General features: G+C 37.4%; 16 protein-coding genes. All 16 read left to right on the forward strand.

Features of this window, described 5'->3' with window-relative positions; translation table 11 throughout:
* Positions 1–22: 22 nt before the first annotated feature.
* The 16 genes from glyA (at position 23) to DYE54_RS00915 (ending at position 20759) form a co-directional block, all read left to right on the forward strand.
* Complete coding sequence (gene glyA, locus DYE54_RS00840; protein WP_115309454.1) at positions 23–1264, forward strand: serine hydroxymethyltransferase; 1242 nt, start codon at positions 23–25, stop codon at positions 1262–1264.
* A 126-nt stretch (positions 1265–1390) separates the two neighbouring features.
* Positions 1391–2017: a uracil phosphoribosyltransferase gene (upp, locus tag DYE54_RS00845; protein WP_115309455.1), complete on the forward strand. Its 627-nt coding sequence runs from the start codon at positions 1391–1393 to the stop codon at positions 2015–2017.
* Between the two features lie 388 nt (positions 2018–2405).
* The gene (locus tag DYE54_RS00850; protein WP_115309456.1) at positions 2406–2690 is read left to right on the forward strand and encodes a PepSY domain-containing protein; all 285 of its coding nucleotides are present in this window, start codon (positions 2406–2408) and stop codon (positions 2688–2690) included.
* A gap of 264 nt (positions 2691–2954) precedes the next feature.
* Positions 2955–3341: a carboxymuconolactone decarboxylase family protein gene (locus DYE54_RS00855; protein WP_218564748.1), complete on the forward strand. Its 387-nt coding sequence runs from the start codon at positions 2955–2957 to the stop codon at positions 3339–3341.
* Positions 3342–3510: 169 nt separating this feature from the next.
* Positions 3511–4536: a sugar-binding transcriptional regulator gene (locus DYE54_RS00860; protein ID WP_115309457.1), complete on the forward strand. Its 1026-nt coding sequence runs from the start codon at positions 3511–3513 to the stop codon at positions 4534–4536.
* Positions 4537–4614: 78 nt separating this feature from the next.
* A complete protein-coding gene (gap, locus tag DYE54_RS00865) occupies positions 4615–5622 on the forward strand; it encodes a type I glyceraldehyde-3-phosphate dehydrogenase (protein ID WP_115309458.1) in 1008 nt (335 codons plus the stop codon).
* A 96-nt stretch (positions 5623–5718) separates the two neighbouring features.
* Positions 5719–6897 (forward strand): phosphoglycerate kinase, encoded by a 1179-nt coding sequence (locus DYE54_RS00870; protein WP_115309459.1) that lies wholly within the window; start codon positions 5719–5721, stop codon positions 6895–6897.
* A 10-nt stretch (positions 6898–6907) separates the two neighbouring features.
* Entirely contained in the window at positions 6908–7660 is a 753-nt protein-coding gene (gene tpiA, locus DYE54_RS00875; RefSeq protein WP_115309460.1) for a triose-phosphate isomerase, read from the forward strand.
* Between the two features lie 119 nt (positions 7661–7779).
* The gene (gene gpmI / locus DYE54_RS00880; protein ID WP_115309461.1) at positions 7780–9315 is read left to right on the forward strand and encodes a 2,3-bisphosphoglycerate-independent phosphoglycerate mutase; all 1536 of its coding nucleotides are present in this window, start codon (positions 7780–7782) and stop codon (positions 9313–9315) included.
* 101 nt (positions 9316–9416) lie between these two features.
* On the forward strand, positions 9417–10703 hold the full coding sequence (gene eno, locus DYE54_RS00885; RefSeq protein WP_115309462.1) for a phosphopyruvate hydratase: 1287 nt from the start codon (positions 9417–9419) through the stop codon (positions 10701–10703).
* A gap of 239 nt (positions 10704–10942) precedes the next feature.
* Positions 10943–11518, forward strand: a complete 576-nt coding sequence (locus tag DYE54_RS00890) for an RNA methyltransferase (RefSeq protein WP_115309463.1) — start codon at positions 10943–10945, stop codon at positions 11516–11518.
* 39 nt (positions 11519–11557) lie between these two features.
* Entirely contained in the window at positions 11558–12295 is a 738-nt protein-coding gene (locus DYE54_RS00895; protein WP_115309464.1) for a YebC/PmpR family DNA-binding transcriptional regulator, read from the forward strand.
* A gap of 372 nt (positions 12296–12667) precedes the next feature.
* Entirely contained in the window at positions 12668–15703 is a 3036-nt protein-coding gene (locus DYE54_RS00900; protein ID WP_115309465.1) for an ATP-binding protein, read from the forward strand.
* A gap of 313 nt (positions 15704–16016) precedes the next feature.
* On the forward strand, positions 16017–17321 hold the full coding sequence (locus tag DYE54_RS00905; RefSeq protein ID WP_115309466.1) for a Na+/H+ antiporter family protein: 1305 nt from the start codon (positions 16017–16019) through the stop codon (positions 17319–17321).
* A gap of 45 nt (positions 17322–17366) precedes the next feature.
* On the forward strand, positions 17367–18920 hold the full coding sequence (gene hutH, locus DYE54_RS00910) for a histidine ammonia-lyase (RefSeq protein ID WP_115309467.1): 1554 nt from the start codon (positions 17367–17369) through the stop codon (positions 18918–18920).
* Between the two features lie 321 nt (positions 18921–19241).
* Positions 19242–20759 (forward strand): dihydrolipoyl dehydrogenase family protein, encoded by a 1518-nt coding sequence (locus tag DYE54_RS00915; RefSeq protein ID WP_115309468.1) that lies wholly within the window; start codon positions 19242–19244, stop codon positions 20757–20759.
* The last annotated feature ends 212 nt before the right edge of the window (positions 20760–20971 follow it).

The following is a 20971-nucleotide window of genomic DNA, read 5'->3' on the forward strand; positions in this document are numbered from 1 at the left end:
TAAGTGTGTAGGAGGTAATGCTATGAGCATTCTTAAAAGTCAAGATCCAGAGTTAAAACAATGTATTGATTTAGAGTTGAGCCGTCAACGCAATAAATTAGAAATGATTGCATCTGAAAACTTCGTATCAGAAGCAGTTATGGAGGCGCAAGGCAGTGTATTAACTAACAAATATGCAGAAGGTTATTCTGGTAAACGCTATTATGGTGGCTGTGAATATGTTGATATGGTAGAGGATTTAGCTATTGCACGGGCTAAGAAATTATTTGGTGCCGATCATGTAAACGTACAACCTCATTCTGGTTCGCAAGCTAACTTTGGGGTATATTTTGCTTTATTAAAACCAGGTGATACTATTATGGGGATGAATTTATCCCATGGTGGTCATTTGACTCATGGTTCACCGGTAAACGTATCGGGTACATATTTTAATATTGTTCCTTACGGTGTTAATGCTGAAACGCAACAAATTGATTATGATGAAATGCGTAACATTGCATTAGAAGCTAAACCAAAAATGATTATTGGCGGTGGTAGTGCGTATTCTCGTATTATTGACTTCAAAAAAATGGCAGATATTGCTCATGAAGTGGGTGCTATTTTGATGGTAGATATGGCGCATTTCGCTGGCCTTGTAGCAGCTGGTTTACATCCAAATCCAGTAGAATATGCTGATGTAGTAACAACGACGACTCACAAAACCTTACGTGGTCCACGTGGTGGTATGATTCTTTGCAAAGAAAAATATGCTAAAGCCATTGATAAAGCTATTTTCCCTGGTATCCAAGGTGGTCCTTTGATGCATGTTATTGCAGCTAAAGCGGTAGCTTTTGGCGAAGCGTTGCAACCAGCTTTCAAAGAGTATGCACAGCAAGTTGTTAAAAATGCTAAGGTATTAGCAGCAGCTCTTGAAAAAGAAGGTTTCTTAATTGTTTCTGGCGGTACAGATACACATGTAATGTTAGTGGACGTTCGTAGCTGTGGTTTAACAGGTAAAGTTGCTGAATTCTTGCTTGATGAAGTAGGGATTACTTGCAATAAAAATACAATTCCATTTGATCCAGAAAGTCCATTTGTAACAAGTGGTATCCGCTTAGGGACACCAGCATTAACCACTCGTGGTTTAAAAGAAGCTGATATGGAAGAAATTGCATCGATTATTGCCTTAGTTCTTAAAAATTCAGAAGATAAAGCAAAACACGAAGAAGCTGCCAAACGCGTGGCTGCTCTTTGTGCAAAATATCCTATGTATCCTAATCTTTAATACGAGTAGCAGAGAGAGAGTTTCACATAATGTGAAAATGTACACATTGTTATACATATAGTATAATGTATGGTAGTACACACAGAGTAATGCACAGTATTTAGGCATAAGGAGGCACTAAATTTTATGAATGTTAATGTAATGACTCATCCCTTGATTCAACATAAAGTCACTTTAATCCGTAATGTAGAAACAGGATCTAAAGATTTCCGTGAATTATTGGAAGAAATTACACTACTAATGGGTTACGAAATTACTCGTGACTTGCCTTTGGAAGATGTAGAAGTACAGACTCCATTAGTAAAAGCAATTGGTAAACAAATCGCCGGTAAGAAATTAGGGATTATTCCTATCTTGCGTGCTGGTTTAGGCATGGTGAATGGCCTGTTAGAATTAATGCCAATGGCTAAAGTTGGTCATGTAGGCTTATATCGTGATCCTGAAACATTAAAACCAGTTGAATATTACTGCAAATTGCCTTCAGACTTGGCAGGTCGTCGTATTATTGTTACTGATCCAATGTTAGCTACTGGTGGTAGTGCATCAGCAGCGATTACCCTTTTAAAAGAAAAAGGGGCTCGTGATATTCAGTTGATGTGTCTTGTAGCAGCACCACAAGGGGTAGAAACAGTTAATAAAGAACATCCTGATGTGCGCATTTATGTGGCCGCTCTCGATGAAGACTTAAATGAACATGGCTACATTTTGCCAGGCCTTGGTGATGCTGGTGACCGTATTTTTGGTACAAAGTAATATAAAAAATATAGTCTAGGCGTTGTTGAGATAGCTTAGTTGATAAAAATTTAATAGTTTTACAATAGAACAAGAATGGGTATCCAATTCTTGTTCTATTTGTATATGCAGGTTTTTATTTGCCAAGGTATGGTTACTATGTGGTACCCTACAAGTAGTATGGCGTGTGAAGTCGTTTTTATTGATGAAGATTTAGGACTATAAATTAGGCTGAGCGTTTACTTTTTATGCGGATGTATTCTATAAATGCATTGGTTATGATTTTTTATCATTAGACATATATTTATATATCGAATATAATAGATATATAGAAGTTGTAATAAAGAATATTACTTAATTAATAAGCGTATTGATATATTTTGTTGTTTAAGGTAAAGCGAGGTAACTTATGAAAATGAATAAGTCTTTAAAAGTATTGGCCGTATCTTTGGTAGCAGCGGGTTCGTTTTCGTTTGCACAAGCTAGTGGTGAAATTACATTAGAACAAGCAACTGAACTTGCATTAGCGAAAGTGCCAGGTGCTAACACATCTCATGTATATAAAGCACATCCAGATTGGGAGAATGGCCGCAAAGTATATGAAGGTAAAATCTTTTTCAATGGTGTAGAATATGAATTTGAAATTGATGCAGCTACGGGTCAAATCACTGAATGGGATATTGATCGTGACTAATTAAATGGTGTGCTGTTTAGATTCAACAAGTGAAAAGTGCATAAGATTTAGAAGAATGAGTTATTAAAAATAATTAATTGAATCATCTAGTAAAATATAAGTACCTTCCTAATTTGGAGGGTACTTTTTATATGTTTATATATAAATTTATTGAAATAATAATATTGACTTGAAGTGGGCTTTAAGGTGTAAAGTGAAAATGTAAAACAAATGTAGAATTACACTAGATAGTAAAGAGCGTGAATTTAGATAGGAGGTATTTCAATGCAGGTTTCAGATTCAGAAATGGTGACTACTTCAGGAAAAGTAGTTCCTAAACAAACGGTTGGTCGTAAAGTATTAGGTGAATTTGCGCCCACCTTTGCTCATTTGAATGATGATGTATTATTTGGGGAAGTATGGAGTCGTGATTTAGAATTACCAGCTAAACAACGTTCTATTATTACCATTACGTCTTTAGTTTCACAAGGCCTAAACGGGGATGCTTTAAAAGCTCATTTACAAATAGGAAAACAAAATGGTATTACTAAGGAAGAAATTGCTGAAATTCTAACTCATGTTGCCTTCTATGCAGGTTGGCCAAAAGTATGGGGCGCCTTTCCTTTAGCACAGGAAGTATGGAGTGATAAAGAAGTATGGAGTGATAAATAAGATTTTATTTTTTTCCTCAGGTAGAGCCTATATTACCTTAGTAAATCCTTTAACAATATTTTGTAAAACCACTTGCACGACACTACCATATGAGGTAGAATATAGGCGAGGATATTTTTTTATCAACGCTGGGACGCAATCTGCACCGGCGGGATGAAAGAGGTACAGCATGAAAGATTTATCAGAGGTGTATCAACGAATAGCCCCAGAGTTAATGCGAATTGTTGAAGAGCGCTATATACTGCTGAATCACATATCATATGCTCAACCTATTGGACGTCGTATGTTAGCGACCCTAAGTAAGTTATCTGAACGCGTTGTGCGATCACACGTGGAGATTATGAAAGATAATGGTCTCATTGGTTTCACACAGCAAGGGATGATTCTCACTGAGGAAGGGAAAGAACTATTACCTCAATTAAATTCATCTATGCATGAGTTGAATAAAATTAGCGAACTAGAAGCTAAGTTAAAAGAAGTGCTCAACATAGATGAAGTCATTATTACGAATGGTGGTAGTGAAACTGACATGGATCGCAAGGAACTAGGGTTTCAAGCGGCTAAAGCGTTACAAGGGATTTTGCAAAATGGAAGTGTCCTAGCTGTAAGTGGCGGTAGCACAATGGCAACTATGGCGGAAGCGTTGCCAGCTAAAAAATGTCAAGCTACTATAATTCCAGCTCGTGGCGGGATTGGAGAGCGAGTAGAATATCAAGCAAATGTTATTGCATCAGTGATTGCTGATAAAATTGGCAGTACATACAAGATGTTACATTTACCGGATGGACTCTCGCAAGAAGCTCTTAACATTCTTATGACGATGGAACCACAAATTAAAGAAGTGATAGAGCTATCACATCAAACCGATATTTTAGTATTCGGAATTGGTGAAGCTTTGCATATGGCAGAGCAACGTCATATAACCGATGCACAACGCACGATTTTGCGTACTAAACGTGCCGTAGGTGAAGCCCTTGGTTATTATTGTGATGTTGGTGGTAATATAGTGTATACTACGAATAATGTAGGTATTGCTTTGACGGATATTGCCAACATTCCCCACGTAATTGCTGTGGCTGGTGGTGCTAGTAAAGCAAAAGCGATTATTGGTGTTATGCGGGCTTGTGGCAAAGGTACACTGATTATTGATGAAAGTGCAGCAGAATCAATGGCTGCCTTATTGAGTATTAGCTAGTATTTACGTAGACTTAGTTAAGTCTATATAGGAAATTATAACTTTTGTAGGTAGGATTTTTATCTAGGAGGAACTATCATGGCAGTAAAAATTGGTATTAACGGATTTGGTCGTATTGGTAAATGTGTAATGCGTGCAGCTTTGGATAATCCAGATGTTGAAGTAGTAGCGATTAATGATGTTGGCGATATTGAAGGTTCAGCTTTATTACTTAAACATGATTCTGTTCACGGTATTTTAAAAGAAGATATTAGTGTTGATGGTAACTATCTCATTGTTGATGGAAAACGTGTTCGCGTATTTTCTGACAGAAATCCTGCTAATATTGACTGGTCTGCTGAAGGGGTTGAAATTGTAGTTGAAGCAACTGGCCGTTTCCGCAAACGCGATGAAGCTGCACAACATTTAGGAGGTACTGTTAAAAAAGTTATTATTTCAGCGCCAGCTAAAGAAGAAGATATTACTATAGTAATGGGTGTAAACCAAGATAAATACGATCCAGCCAATCATCACATTATTTCTAATGCAAGTTGTACAACTAACTGCTTAGCACCATTTGCTAAAGTATTGAATGAAAAATTTGGCATTAAACGTGGTTTGATGACTACCGTTCATTCCTATACGAATGATCAGCGCATTTTGGATACGCCTCATAAAGATCTTCGTCGTGCGCGTGCGGCCGCGTTATCTATTATTCCTACAACAACAGGCGCCGCTAAAGCTGTTGCTTTAGTATTGCCAGATTTAAAAGGCAAACTAAATGGTTTTGCACTTCGCGTACCTACACCTAATGTGTCTGTTACTGATCTAGTGGCTGAACTTGACAAAGAAACAACTAAAGAAGAAATTAATGCAGCATTTCGTGAAGCTGCACAAGGTGAATTAAAAGGTATTTTGGGTGTATCTGATTTACCACTCGTATCTCATGACTTCAACGGCGATTCTCGCAGTTCTATCGTTGATGCTGATTTGACGATGACGATGGAAGGGAATATGGTAAAAGTTGTTTCCTGGTACGATAATGAATGGGGCTATTCTAACCGTATTGTAGATTTAGCGAAATTCATTGCTGATAAAGGCTTATAATTTTGACAGGGGACTATGTAGGTAGTCCCCTATTTTACATGTCTTGTAAGATTGTCTAGAGCAGTGGATCATTGAAGCCAATGACCGGAGGTTATGATGAAACAAACTATCGAATCCATAGATGTTGCTAATAAACGCGTTTTTGTGCGTGTAGATTTTAATGTACCTTTAAAAGAAGGCGTTATTACTGATGATACCCGTATTCGCGCTACCTTACCGACCATTAATTATTTAATGGAGAAAGGGGCAAAAATTATCTTAGCATCCCATTTAGGCCGTCCAAAAGGAGAACGTAAACCTGAATTTACATTAAAACCTTGTGCACAGCGATTAAGTGAATTACTAGGTAAACCAGTTGCCTTTGCTGATGATTGTGTAGGCGAAGTAGCTCGTAAAGCTGTAGAGACCTTAGAAGCTGGGGACGTACTGTTATTAGAAAACCTTCGCTATCATAAAGAAGAAGAAAAAAATGGTGAGGAGTTTGCCAAAGCTTTGGCTAGTTTAGCAGAAGTGGGTGTTAATGATGCTTTTGGTGTATCTCATCGTGCGCATGCTTCCGTAGAAGGGATTACTAAATTCTTACCTATGGTAGCAGGCTATTTGTTGGAAAAAGAAATTAAATATGTTGGTGGTGCTGTAGAACACCCAGAACACCCTTTTGCCGCTATTATTGGTGGTGCTAAAGTAAGTGATAAAATTGAAGTTATTTCTAATTTATTACCTAAAGTAGAAGTATTGATTATTGGTGGTGGCATGGCTAACACCTTTATTGCGGCGAAAGGATATCCAACTGGATCGTCTTTAGTAGAAACTGATAAAATTGAATTAGCTGCTTCTTTAATTAAAAAAGCAAGTGAAACGAATACTAATTTATTACTTCCTACAGATTTTGTTGTTGCCGATGCTTTTAGTAATGAGGCCAATCATAAAGTAGTATCAGCCGATGGCATTGAAGACGGTTGGATGGCATTAGATATTGGTCCAGCGAGTCAAAAAGCATTTGCGGAAGCATTAAAACCAATGAAAATGATTGTTTGGAATGGTCCAATGGGTGTATTTGAAATGGATAACTTTGCTGCCGGGACTAATGCAGTAGCAAAAGCAGTCGCTGAAGCAAATGCGACTACAATTGTAGGTGGTGGTGATTCTGTAGCGGCCATTGAAAAGAGTGGCTTAGCTAATCGAATTTCCCATATTTCCACAGGGGGCGGTGCCTCATTAGAATATTTAGAAGGAAAAGCCCTTCCTGGTATTGTGGCATTAGCTGATAAATAAGGAGGCTCTCATGCGTAAACAAATTATTGCTGGCAATTGGAAAATGCATACAAATATAGCAGAAGCAACCATTTTAGTAGAAGGCATCAAAGAAGCGTTAGCTAAGACTGAGGTAGATCGGGAAGTTGTTGTTTGTCCGCCATTTACAGGTCTTAGTACAGTAGCTGATTTAATTGATGAAACCTCTATTGGCTTGGGGGCTCAAAATATGTATTTTGAACCATCAGGTGCTTACACCGGTGAAGTATCTCCTTTGATGCTTACGGATGTAGGTTGTCACTACGTAATTTTAGGTCATTCTGAACGGCGGCAGTATTTTGGTGAAACCGATGCTTTAATTAATCAAAAAATTAAAGCTGCTTTTACGTATGATTTAGTGCCTATTCTCTGTGTTGGTGAAAGTTTAGCACAACGAGAAGCTAATGAAACACAAGCGTTTATTGATAGTCAATTAACAGCAGGCTTAGCGGATTTAACTGCGGAACAAGTGAGCCAAATGGTCATAGCTTATGAGCCAATTTGGGCCATTGGTACTGGCAAAACAGCGACGGCTGAACAAGCTGGTGAAGTTTGTACGGCAATTCGTGCTAAAGTGGCTAGTTTATTTGATGCAGCTACAGCTGAGGCTATTCGTATTCAATATGGTGGTAGCGTAAAAGGGAGTAATGCACAAGAGATTTTGTCGCAACCTGATATTGATGGGGCTCTTGTTGGTGGAGCGGCCTTAAAAGCTGAAGACTTTATGGCTATCATTACCGCATAATAGATGGGGACATACTAAAAACTTATTAGTAGTGATTTGTTATGGAAAATAATAAGTTTATAGTGCTAAAGGCTAATAAGGATAAAACTAATAGATTATAGTTAAGAAAGGATATGTGCATGGCAAAATTGAAAGCCCCAGTAATGCTAACTATCTTAGATGGTTTTGGTATAGGGGATGTAAATGACCCGACTAATGCAGTGGTACAGGCTAAACCGGAGAATTTCTTGAATCTTTGGCAAACCTATCCACATACTCAATTGCAGGCATCTGGTTTAGCTGTTGGTTTACCAGACGGGCAAATGGGTAATTCCGAAGTGGGCCATTTAAACATTGGTGCTGGTCGTATTGTATATCAAGAATTAACGCGTATTACTAAAGATACTGAAGATGGGAGTTTTTTTAAACGGCCTGTTATTGAAGAATTATACGATAAAGCTAAAAAAAGTCGTTTACAAATTATCGGTCTTTTATCTGATGGTGGTGTTCATAGTTCACTAGACCATATAAAAGCCATTATTAAAGGGGCAAAAGAAGCTGGTGTGACGGAACTTTATGTACATGCTTTATTAGATGGTCGCGACGTGCCACCTCAAAGTGCTCTAACTTATTTGACTGACCTAGAGAACTATATGAAACAGGTCGGATTAGGCAAAATAGCGACTTTAGGTGGTCGCTATTATGGTATGGATCGTGATAAGCGTTGGGAACGAATTGAAAAAGCTTACGAAGCTATTGTTGATGGCCTTGGGGTGGCTGCTGATTCGAGTAAGACGGCTATTGAAGCATCATATGCTAATGATGTAGTTGATGAATTTGTAGTCCCTGTTGTGTTGGATGCTAAAGGGGCTATTGAAGCTAATGACGCTGTTATCTTTGCTAATTTTCGCCCTGATCGAGCCCGTCAATTAACTCGTGCGTTAGTAGATCCTGAATTTTCAGGCTTTACTCGTAAAAAAGGTGTATTACCACTGTATATGGCGACTATGACGAAGTATGAAGATGGTTTGTCGACTCATATTGTATATGAAAAAGAAGTATTAACGAATACATTAGGTCAAGTTTTGGCTAATGGTGGCTATACACAACTTCGTATTGCTGAAACAGAAAAATATGCGCATGTGACGTATTTCTTCAATGGTGGTGAGGAAGTTCCCTTTTATGGCGAAGAGCGAATCTTGGTACCTTCACCCAAAGTGGCTACCTATGATTTACAGCCAGAGATGAGTGCTTTAGAGGTAACTGATAAAGTAGTAGCAGCTATTGAAGGTGGTCAATTCGATATGATCATCCTAAACTTTGCTAATCCCGATATGGTTGGACATACAGGCGTTTTAGAAGCCGCTGAAAAAGCTGTGCAAACAGTGGATGCTTGTTTAGGTCGTATTGTAAAGGCTATTAATACAGTGCAAGGCCATTTATTAGTAACGGCTGATCATGGTAATTCGGAAATGATGGTTGATCACCGTACAGGTGCACCCCATACGGCGCATACTACAAATCCAGTCCCTTTAATTTTAGTAAGTGAACAATATAAACAGGCACAGTTACAGGAAGGTAAACTTTGCGATTTAGCCCCAACTATGTTGGATTTAGGTGGGATTGCGCAGCCTATTGAAATGACTGGTCAGAGCTTACTGGTTAAAGAGTCGTAAGGGGATTGTTCCTAGATAAGATTTAAATTATAGCTGTCATATATTTAATTGCAATATATTTAAATGTGATATTCAGATAGTTTGTTAAGGAGGTAATTAGCATGGCAATGATTACAGATGTATACGCAAGAGAAATTTTAGATTCCCGTGGTAATCCTACAGTAGAAGTAGAAGTGTATTTAGAAGATGGTACTATTGGTACAGCAGCTGTTCCTTCAGGTGCTTCTACGGGTATGTTTGAAGCGGTAGAACTTCGTGATGGTGATAAAGGTCGCTATCTCGGTAAAGGGGTAGAACAAGCCGTGGCTAATGTAAATGATGTAATTGGGCCTGAAATTATTGGCTTTGACGCATCTGAACAAGTTGCTATCGATCAGCTCATGATTGAATTAGATGGCACACCAAATAAAGCTAAGTTAGGGGCTAATGCCATTTTAGGTGTATCTATGGCAGTAGCTAAAGCAGCAGCAGCTTCTTATGATTTACCTTTATTCCAATACTTAGGTGGTACCAATGCCAAAGAATTGCCAGTACCTATGATGAATATCTTAAATGGTGGCGCTCATGCTGATAATAATGTGGATATTCAGGAATTTATGATTATGCCTGTTGGTTCAGAATCCTTTAAAGAAGCTCTTCGTGCTTGCGCCGAAGTATATCATACTTTAAAAAATGTATTGAAAGAAAAAGGCTTAGCTACAGGTGTTGGTGATGAAGGTGGTTTTGCTCCAAATCTTGGTTCTAATGAAGAAGCCCTTCAAGTTATCTGTGAAGCCATTAAAAAAGCTGGCTATGAACCAGGGAGTGATTTCAAATTAGCTATTGATGCAGCGTCTTCTGAATTCTACAAAGACGGTCAATATAATTTAGCTGGGGAAGGCAAAGTAAAAACAGCCGCTGAAATGGTTGATTTCTATGCAGATCTTGTTGCTAAATATCCAATTATTTCCATTGAAGATGGCCTTGCTGAAGAAGATTGGGAAGGTTGGAAGCTATTAACAGAACGCCTTGGCAAACAAGTTCAGTTAGTCGGTGATGATTTATTTGTAACAAATACAGAACGTTTGGCTAAAGGGATTGCTACTGATACAGGTAATGCTATTTTAATCAAAGTAAATCAGATTGGCACATTGACTGAAACATTTGATGCGATTGAAATGGCTAAACGAGCTGGCTATACTTGTGTTATTTCTCACCGCTCTGGTGAAACTGAAGATGCTACCATTGCAGATATTGCGGTAGCTGTTAATGCTGGTCAAATTAAAACTGGCGCACCAGCTCGCAGTGAACGTGTGGCTAAATATAATCAATTACTACGTATTGAAGATTTATTGGCTGAAACAGCGCAATATCGTGGTCTTGATGTATTCTATAATATTAAAAAATAAGTTTTGTATAGGCGCGACTTAATATAATTAAATAAAAAACCTTTGAGAAAAGAGCTGTTAAGCGTAACTGTGGAATTGTGAATCTTGGCGTGACTTTTTCTCGAAGGTTTTTTTATTATATAAATGCTTGGAAATTTTTCAGTACAACGATAAAAAACTTAGTTTTTTTACTTTTTATTTGCGAGTAGCTCAATAATTCATTATAATGGAGAGTAGCGAATAAAAAGGGAGGTATAACCTTGGCAAACTTATATATAGGCTTAGTTCATTATCCTATCTATAATAAGCATGGCGAAGTCATTACGACAGCGATTACGAATTATGATATTCATGATATTGCACGAGCTGCGATTACTTATGATGTAAGTCGATATTTTGTGATTCATAATATTCCAGCACAACGTGACTTGGCCAAGCAGATTATGTCGCATTGGCAAACGGGGTTTGGGAGTACGTATAATCCTGATCGTAAGGATGCTTTTCAGGAAGTGGTGCTTGTTAATTCAATTCGCAGTGCAATTGAGGAAGTGACTAAGTTAGAAGGTCAGCCACCAATAATCGCCACAACAGATGCTCGTACATATGATAATACAGTTAGTTATGCTTGGATGCGTAAGACTCTTGAAAAGGGAGCGCAGCCTGTGTTAGTATTATTTGGTACCGGCTATGGTATGACGAAAGAAACTATGGAAGACTTTGATTATATTTTAGAACCTGTATATGGACATGGAGATTATAATCACCTTTCCGTTCGTAGTGCTGTTTCTATCATTTTAGACCGCTTACGTGGTGAAGCATGGTGGGAAAAGGACTGAAGATAGAACTATAACAGGATATTTTTAGGAGGTATTAGTATGTCTGGACATTCCAAATGGGCCAATATTAAACATAAAAAAGGTAAAACGGACGCATTAAAAGCGAAAGTAACAACTAAAATTAGTCGTGAAATTACGGTAGCTGCTCGTATGGGGGGTGGTGACCCAGTAGGTAATATGCGTTTAAAATTAGCTTTACAAAAAGCACGTGAAAACAATGTGCCTAAAGATAATATTCAACGTGCTATTGCTAAAGGTGTTGGTGCTACCGATATGGATAATTACGAGGAAATTACCTATGAAGGCTATGGTCCTGGTGGGGTTGCTTTAACAGTTGAATGCTTGACTGATAATCGCAATCGTACAGCCGCTGATGTGCGCCATGCTTTTTCAAAAAATGGTGGTAATTTAGGTGAAACTGGTTGCGTAGCTTGGATGTTTAATCGTAAGGGTGTATTTGTGATTGATAGCGAAGGTCATGACGAAGAAGAATTGACACTCCTTGCTTTAGAAGCGGGTGCTGAAGATTTGAAAGTGGAAGATGATACATTCGTTATTTACACGGCGCCAGAAGATTATGATACGGTAGAAACTGCATTAGGCGACGCTAACATTGAAACAGTAGTAAGCAAGATTACAATGGTACCAGATAATACCATTGCCCTTGAAGGCGACAATGCAGTAAAAATGCAAAAAATGCTAGATGCATTGGATGATCTTGATGATGTTCAAGACGTATATCACAATGCGGAGCTTCCTGACGAAGACGAAGAATAAAAAGACAAAGAATAATATATACGCATGAAATACACTAAGCATGGTAGTAAGCAGTCTACCATGCTTTTTTCGTATAATCCATTATATATAAGATTTTTCAAACTGTGAAAATATCCCTTAGTATTGATGCTGTGCATATATAATGTAAATTAACGGTGAATTATGCATAATTGCTATATCTATTTTGCGAAAAATTGATTAATTAAGGTGTATTATACAGGGCTTTATTGTATAATAAAAAGTGTCAAAAAACTTTTTAACTAGTTCCAATATCATCAATCTATTAGGTGTAAATGTTTGACGATTTATTGGACGATTCTATTTGACGGAAGATGAGGACCGTTATACAAGCAGTCCAGGCAGAGGGATATTATGGCAGCTAAATTAGAAGTACGATTTCTGGGAACACCAGCAATCTTGAAAGACGGAGAGGAAGTATTCTTCTCTTATAATAAGGTGAATGCCTTAGTCTATTACATTCTAGTTCGTGGCACAGTAATGCGTGATGAGTTAAGTGGCATTTTATGGGCAGACAAACCAGATGCAGTAGCACGTAAAAATTTGCGTAATGCTATTTATGAAGCAAAAAAAATCCTAGGCGCTGATACATTTATTTCACCGCGTAAAGCGATAATTAAGGTAAACCCCGCCGTAGATGTAGTCATTGACAGCAAGTTGTTTGAAGCTGATCCAGTTGGACAATTAGATTTATATAAAGGAGAATTTTTACAGGGCTTCTTTATTAAAGACTCTGTAGAGTATGAAGATTGGTATTTGGCCGAACGGAATCGTTTAAAAAATCTATACATGGATGCTATTAGCTCGAAACTTCAAAGTGCTGTAGATGAAAAAGATTATAGTACGATAGAACGTCATGGTAAGTTATTAATTTCACAGAACCCCTATGATGAAAGTGTGTATGCTATTGTATTAAGGGCGTATTGTGAACAAGGCAAGATGCAACAAGCCATGGAATTATACGAAGAAATGAAGGCTCTTTTCAAAAAAGAGTTACAATCTGATGTGCTAGCTGATATTGACGCTATTATTAAGGAAGCTTTGCAACAAGAAGAAAAGAATTTTCAAAATCGTTCCCATCGTATGCCCGTTCCTATTGGCCGTGAACGTGAACTAGAAGATATGACCGCTCATATTTGGTCATTTATGCGTGGTCGGGCTGGGGAAGCATTAATTTTATTAGGCGATGCTGGTAGTGGTAAAACGACATTAAAAGATATTGCACTTGAAAGTTTGCAAGATGAAGTGGCTGTTATTCAGACTAATTGTTATCAATTGGAACGAAATTTTTTACTTCATCCATGGACGGAAATCGTTAATGGCTTAGTGCAGTTATTAGAAGCAAATGGTACGATGATACCTGATTTTGAACTAAATCGTATTTATGCTTTGTTTCCACAAATGGATATGAGCATTGATCGCGATTTAGGGCTAGTAGAGATTAAGGATATTTTAAAATTTGATTCTATCTTTCACACCTTATCGACTGTACTGGATGTTGCTTCAGCCAATAAAAAATTAATTATTGTGTTTGAAGATATTCAGTGGATGGATCCTTTAAGTTTATCTTTGTTGAGTACTTTGATTTTGCGCAAACAATCCGATCGTATATTATTTCTGTTAACAGGGCGCGACTCACGTGAAAAAGACTTCCAACATTTTATTACGTCTATTTCAGTATATAAACGACTTCATGTAACACAATTAAATCCATTAAATAAAAAAGATATTCGTCGCTATGTAGAAGCAGCCAATTTACCAATGGCTGTTGATGAAGCTTTGTTGCATCAGTTGCAGATTGAAACAGAGGGAAATCTATTTTTACTTACAGAATGTCTAAATTCGTTAAAGACGACGGGGAGTCTTGATAAATTAACCAATAATATGGCGACGGTGTTTAAAGCTAATTATCTATCCTTATCTGAAGAGCAGCAGAAGATTATAGATTTTATTTCCTTATTTTATAATGGCGCGCCTATTGCGATGATAGGGGAATATATGAAAATGGATACCCTTCGTCTGCTTGAATATTTAGAAGGGTTAGAAGCGAAGAATTTAGTGTCACCATTTTCGCAACAAGCGGATGTGTTGTACGAAATAAGTCAGCAGAAGTTGAAAGAATTTATACAACAGCAATTATCCCCAGAAAAATGGAAAATATTGCATGGCTATTTAGGTACGTTATGGGAGAAAAAATTAACGCATTCTAAAAAAGACGTTGTGATTTATAAGCATTTAGAATATCATTATGAGCAAGCTGGAGAGCTTGTTAAGATGGGCCATTATAAATTAAAGGGGCTTATGTACTATCTCAATTTTAGCCATGAGTTATTTCCTGTGTTGAGTCTGTCAGAGCCTATGCAGACGGGTGGGGCTAGTTATTTTACAGAAGCTGATACTTTACAGTATCTAAATGACGTAGAAGAAATGATGGCGCGGATTCGAGAAACTTGTGGAGCCACGGCTGATGTAAAAAATTTGGAACTCATGTATTTGCATTTAATCGGTCGTTATTTTATCCGTGAAGGTAAATATGAAAAAGGGGTTCGCTATATTTTAGATCTTATTGAGCAAGCCATAGAAATGCGTAATCGTGATTACACATTGATGGGCTATAAACAGATGATTTATTATGATATTCAAACGGGTAATGCCAATGAAATGAAGAATTATCTTGAAATTGCTCTTGATTTGGCTGTTGAATGTAATTACCACAAAGAAGTGGGCATTTTACTGCGACTTAAAGGGCTCAATATGATTATGCAAGGGGACTTTGAAGAAGCAGAACGATTATTAAATGAATCTATTGCTACATTTATGGTGACACAAACCGTAGCAAGACGTTATGCATTAAATATTGCGGCGGCCTATAATTATATAGGGGAGATTCGTCGTGGCCGTGGTCAATTTGAAGAAGCTATTGAATACTATGATAAAGCATTGGCCATTTGTAATGATCAACAAGCCTATAGTTCATGGGTGGTATTTTCCTGTAATGCAGGTATTGCGGCTTATAATTTAGGCCAATTTGAAAAAGCACAAATTTATTTTGAACAAGCTTATGAGTTTTTCAATCGTTATGATTTTTACTGGCGCAGACCTATTGTAGAGTCTTATTTAGCTTTATTAGCGATGCGTGAAGGGCAGGAAACGGCTGCGATGCAATATATTGATGATGCTATGGCTAAGTTAACGATGATGAATAACCCTCAAGAAGTAGGGTATGTTAACATGGCAATTGCTTTAGTTAAAGCGCAGTATCCACAATCGGAAATTAATAAGCATTATCGTGGTAGTATTGCTATGTATAGTGGTAGAGCTTTGCGCTATTTAGATGTGTATCGAGATACGTATGAACGTTCCCAATTAGAAGCATTGAATGAAGTATAGTTATTATCATCAAGAAGAGACAGGTTATTATGACCTGTCTTTTCTTTACTTTCGTTATTTAGTGAGGTAAATAGATAGTTGATTACCATGTTAAAAATCGTCTGTAAAAAGTCCATTTATCAAGTAGAAATTATTTATGTATATTAGTGATATTTATAATCTTTTTGTTGAAATCCGATGACAAATTATTTATAATTGAAAAAGTTTGACAATTTTACGACAAAGCTTGTGTATACTGAAAAAAAGTAAATATTTACTAAGGTCGGACTAATTTACTAACAATGGTATTATTTAGCAAAGGAGTTGAATGTGTATGGATATTTTATTGAACCCCATAGTGGTATCAGTTATTGTTATGTCGATTGTGTGTTTGCTTAAAATGAATGTTTTATTAGCTGTTATCATTGCTGCTTTAGTAGCTGGTACAATTGGTGGTATGTCAGTCGGTGATACCGTGTCCTCATTAATCAATGGGATGGGGGGAAACTCTGAAACGGCATTGAGCTATATTTTATTAGGTGCTTTGGCCGTTGCTATTGGTCGTTCGGGGTTAGCTTCTGTTGTATCTCGTAAAATTACACAAGTCGTAGGGAGTAAAAAATTAGCGTTTACATTTTTAATTGCCTTTGTAGCGTGTTTCTCTCAAAACTTAATTCCTGTTCATATTGCCTTTATTCCAATTTTAATTCCACCATTATTAGCATTGATGAATCATATGAATTTGGACCGTCGGGCAGTAGCCTGTGCTTTAACTTTTGGCTTAAAAGCACCGTATGTTAGCTTACCAGTCGGTTTTGGTCTATTATTTATGACAATTATTAAAGATCAGATGGTAGCAAATGGTGTCGATGTAACCATTGGTGATATTTCGGCCGTTATGTGGATTGGCGGTTTATCCATGCTAGTGGGTTTAATTTTAGCTGTGTTCTTTTATGCAAAAGATCGTCATTATGAAGATTTACCAGTTATTGGTTCCGACGACAATCCTGGTGATGTCACTATGACTAAAGATTGCTGGCTTGCGTTATTAGGGGCTGCTGTTGCGTTCGTAGCGCAATTATATTTTAAATCATTACCAATTGGTGCTTTATGTGGTTTAGCTGTTATGATCCTTACTGGCGGGATTAAATGGAAAGATATGGACTTAACAATGGATGGTGGCGTGCGCATGATGGGCTTTATTGCCTTTGTAATGTTAGTCGCTGCTGGTTATGCGAATGTACTTCGCGAAACACAGTCTGTTCAGAGTTTGGTTGAAGCGACTACTTCTATTATTGACACTAAATTTGCAGGCGCCTTACTTATGTTATTGGTAGGTTTATTAATTACCATGGGTATTGGGACTTCTTTCGGTACTATTCCAGTTATTGCTTCTATTTACATCCCAATGGGAATGCAGTTAGGTTTTGGTGTTCCTGCTATTATTTTATTAATTGGGATTGCCGCAGCCTTAGGTGATGCTGGTTCGCCAGCTTCTGACTCAACATTAGGGCCAACATCTGGTTTGAATGCTGATGGTCAACATAATCATATTTGGGATACATGTGTACCAACCTTTATATTCTATGATATTACTTTAATTATTGGTGGCTTAATTGGTGCTTTAATGCTTGGTTAATTAGTCAGTAAATTCGTTTACAATAAATATTAGGAGATATGTGTAATGATTAAAACAGTTAAATCTATTAAAGAAGTTGTATTAACAGGCAATGATTTAACGTTAGCAGAGTTAATGGCTGTTGCGCGTTATGATGCAAAAGTAGTATTACCAGAATCCACGATTGAAAATATTAAAGCATCGCGAGCAATTGTTGATAATATTGTGAATAGTAATGCTGTGGTCTACGGGATTACAACGGGCTTTGGTTCTTTATGTCGTGTTCATATTTCAAAAGAAGATTGTTCACAATTACAGGAAAATTTGATTCGTACGCATGCGTGTGGTTTTGGCAAACCATTTAGTCGTGAAGCAACTCGTGCCATGATGTTAATTCGCGCTAACGCACTAGTAAAAGGTTATTCTGGGATTCGTCTAGAAACGCTAGAAACTTTAATTGAAATGATTAATAAAGGTGTTCATCCGTATATTCCAGAAAAAGGGTCCTTAGGTGCTTCTGGCGATTTGGCGCCTCTATCTCATATGGTATTGCCAATGTTAGGTCTAGGCGATGCTGAATATGAAGGGACTGTTGTTCCTGGTAAAGAAGCTATGGCAAAGGCTGGAATCCCTATTATTGCCTTAGAAGCTAAAGAAGGATTGGCGCTTATCAATGGTACGCCTGTATTAACAGCTGCTGGTGCTTTAGCTCTTTGGGAAGGCTTATGTCTCTTAAAATTAAGTGATATTGCAGCGGCCCTGTCGGCTGAAGCGATGCGTGGTATTATTAATGCCTATGATGAACGTATTCATACGATTCGTCCGCACAAAGGGCAACTTGATACAGCGCGTAATATGCGAGAATTATTGAAAGGGAGTACCTCGGTTACACAACAGGGTGAACTTCGCGTTCAAGATCCTTATTCTTTACGCTGTGTACCACAAGTGCATGGAGCTTCTAAAGATGCATTAGCTTTTGTTAAAGAAAAAGTTGACATTGAAATTAACTCTGTAACAGATAATCCTATTATTTTACCTGATGGTGATGTAATCTCCGGTGGTAACTTCCATGGGCAACCAATGGCCTTGCCATTTGACTTTTTAGGAATTGGACTTGCTGAAATTGCAGACATTTCAGAACGTCGTTTAGAACGTTTGCTCAATAATTCCTTAAGTGGCTTCCCATCCTTCCTAGTTAAACATTCTGGTTTAAATTCAGGCTTTATGATTACCCAATACGCAGCAGCTGCTTTAGTAAGTGAAAATAAAGTATTAGCACATCCAGCTTCTGTTGACTCGATTCCATCTTGTGAAAACCAAGAAGATTTAGTAAGTATGGGGGCTCATGCAGCTCGCAAAGCAGGTGAAATTGCGGATAATGTTCGTCGTGTAGTTGCGACTGAAATTTTAGCGGCTTGCCAAGCTATTGATCTTCGTGAAGATGAATTTAAACTTGGGGTTGGTACCGCAGCTGCTTATGAAGCAGTGCGTGCTAGCAATAAATTCATTGATTATGATAAAGACATTGAAATGTTTAAAGAATTAGAAAAAATTACGGCTATCGTAGCTGATGGCACTTTATTGGAAGCTGTAGAAGAGGTAGTGACACTCGAAATTTAATGTAGGAATATTTAAAGTTTAATGTTGTAATATATTAATATATGCTGGCGTATTAATGTGCTTGCTTATCTCTTGCCCTCAAGCAAGGTAAATTGAACTCCCTAGTCAATCGCTATTATTGTTAGGTCCATAGCGTGTTTGATGTAGGGAGTTCTTTATTTATAAGTATCGATATGATATAATTAATTAGTAATTGATTATGGTTATTGATTGTAATTACTATTTGTTTAAATGACTCTGCATGATAAAAGCAGTATAAAGATGACTGTGCTATTGTGAAATAGACAGTATTAGCGTATACAATATATGGAGGCGTTATAGATGAAGACATATGATATTATTGTTGTTGGTACGGGCGGGGCTACGATTGTAGCTGATGCCGCAATCAACAAGGGTAAGAAAGTAGCTATTATTGAAAAAGGCAAATTTGGTGGTACTTGTTTAACACGTGGCTGTATCCCTACAAAAGTTATGGTTACGGTAGCTGATGCGGTGCGTGAAATTGAAGAATTACCTAAAATCGGTGTCAAGGTACAGCCAGCGACTATTGATTGGAATTTGATGTCAAAACGTGTTTGGCAAAAGATTGATGAAAGCAAAGGCGTAGAAGCTTACTATGATAAATTCGACAATGTTGATTTGTACCGTGGTGCGGCTACGTTTGTAAAAGATAAAGTATTAACAGTAGCGATGAATACAGGGGAAGTAACTGAAGAAATTACAGCCCCTATTATTGTTCTTGGTGTAGGTGGTCATACAAAAGTAAATCCTATTAAAGGATTAGACGAAGCCGGCTACATGAGCAGTGAAAGTTTATTTGGTAATAAATATCCTCAGAAGCCTTTCAAATCGTTAGTTGTTATGGGGGGCGGCCCTATTGGTACTGAATTTGCCCATGTATTTGCTGCCGCAGGTACTAAAGTTACATTAATTCAGCATAATGTACGATTATTACCGAAAGAAGATGCTGAGATTTCTGAGCAAATTTATAAAGATATTACTCGTTTGGGGATTGATGTTATTTTAAATCAAGAACCCGAAGAAGTACGTGTAGAAAATGGTGAAAAAATTGTTGTGATTCGTGACCGTAAAACAGGAGAAATCCGTGAAGTACGGGGCGAAGAAATTCTTATGGCTTCTGGTATTAAACCGGCTACGGAAGAACTTAAACTTGAAAATACATCAATTCAGACTAAACGTGGTGGCTGGATTGTAACGAATGAATTTTTAGAAACATCTGTTGATGGTGTTTATGCGTTAGGGGATATTAACGGAGAAGCACCATTCCGTCATAAAGCTAATTATGAAGCAGATATTTTAGCACATAATTTATTTTATGCGACGAGTCCACAAGATTTTCGTTGGGCTCGTTATGATTTAGTACCAGCGGTAACATTTACTTATCCTCAAGTTGGTCATGTAGGTTTAACTGAACAGGAAGCCTTAGAAAAAGGCTATGCTGTTAAAACAGGGAAGAACTTCTATTCTTCTACGGCCAAAGGGTTTGCTATGGGTTTTGATCCTGGTGATGATAATGATGGATTTGTTAAAATTGTTGTTGATGAGAAGACAAATCATATATTAGGGGTTCATGTGATTGGACCACAAGCTTCTATTTTGTTTCAGCCATTTGTTAATTTGCTCAATAGCGGTGATACACCATTGGCACCAATTAACGAAGAAATTGGCTCTACCTTGACTAAACAGCTTCGTCAGGAAGGCTTAGTTCGTAAAATGGATCCTCATTCCGTAATTACGGTAGGGGAAACGATGTCGCCACATCCAACTTTGTCCGAGGTAATCATGTGGACTCAAGTGTATTATGAGCATCGTTGGTAAGATTTATTTTGTAAAAATTTAGTAAAAAATTAAATAATGAAAATACCTTTCTCAATTTATATGATTTTGTATGTTGCCTAAGCTAAGGCCCTATAGTAGAAAATATAAGTACTGAGAGAGGTATTTTTTATAATGTTAAATATTGATAATCAGTGAGAAAAGATGTATACTAGGTATATTGAAATAATGATTATTGTTTGAGAGTATAGGTA

Origin of the sequence: Veillonella criceti (genome assembly GCF_900460315.1) — a bacterium.
GTDB classification, from domain to species: Bacteria; Bacillota; Negativicutes; order Veillonellales; family Veillonellaceae; genus Veillonella_A; species Veillonella_A criceti.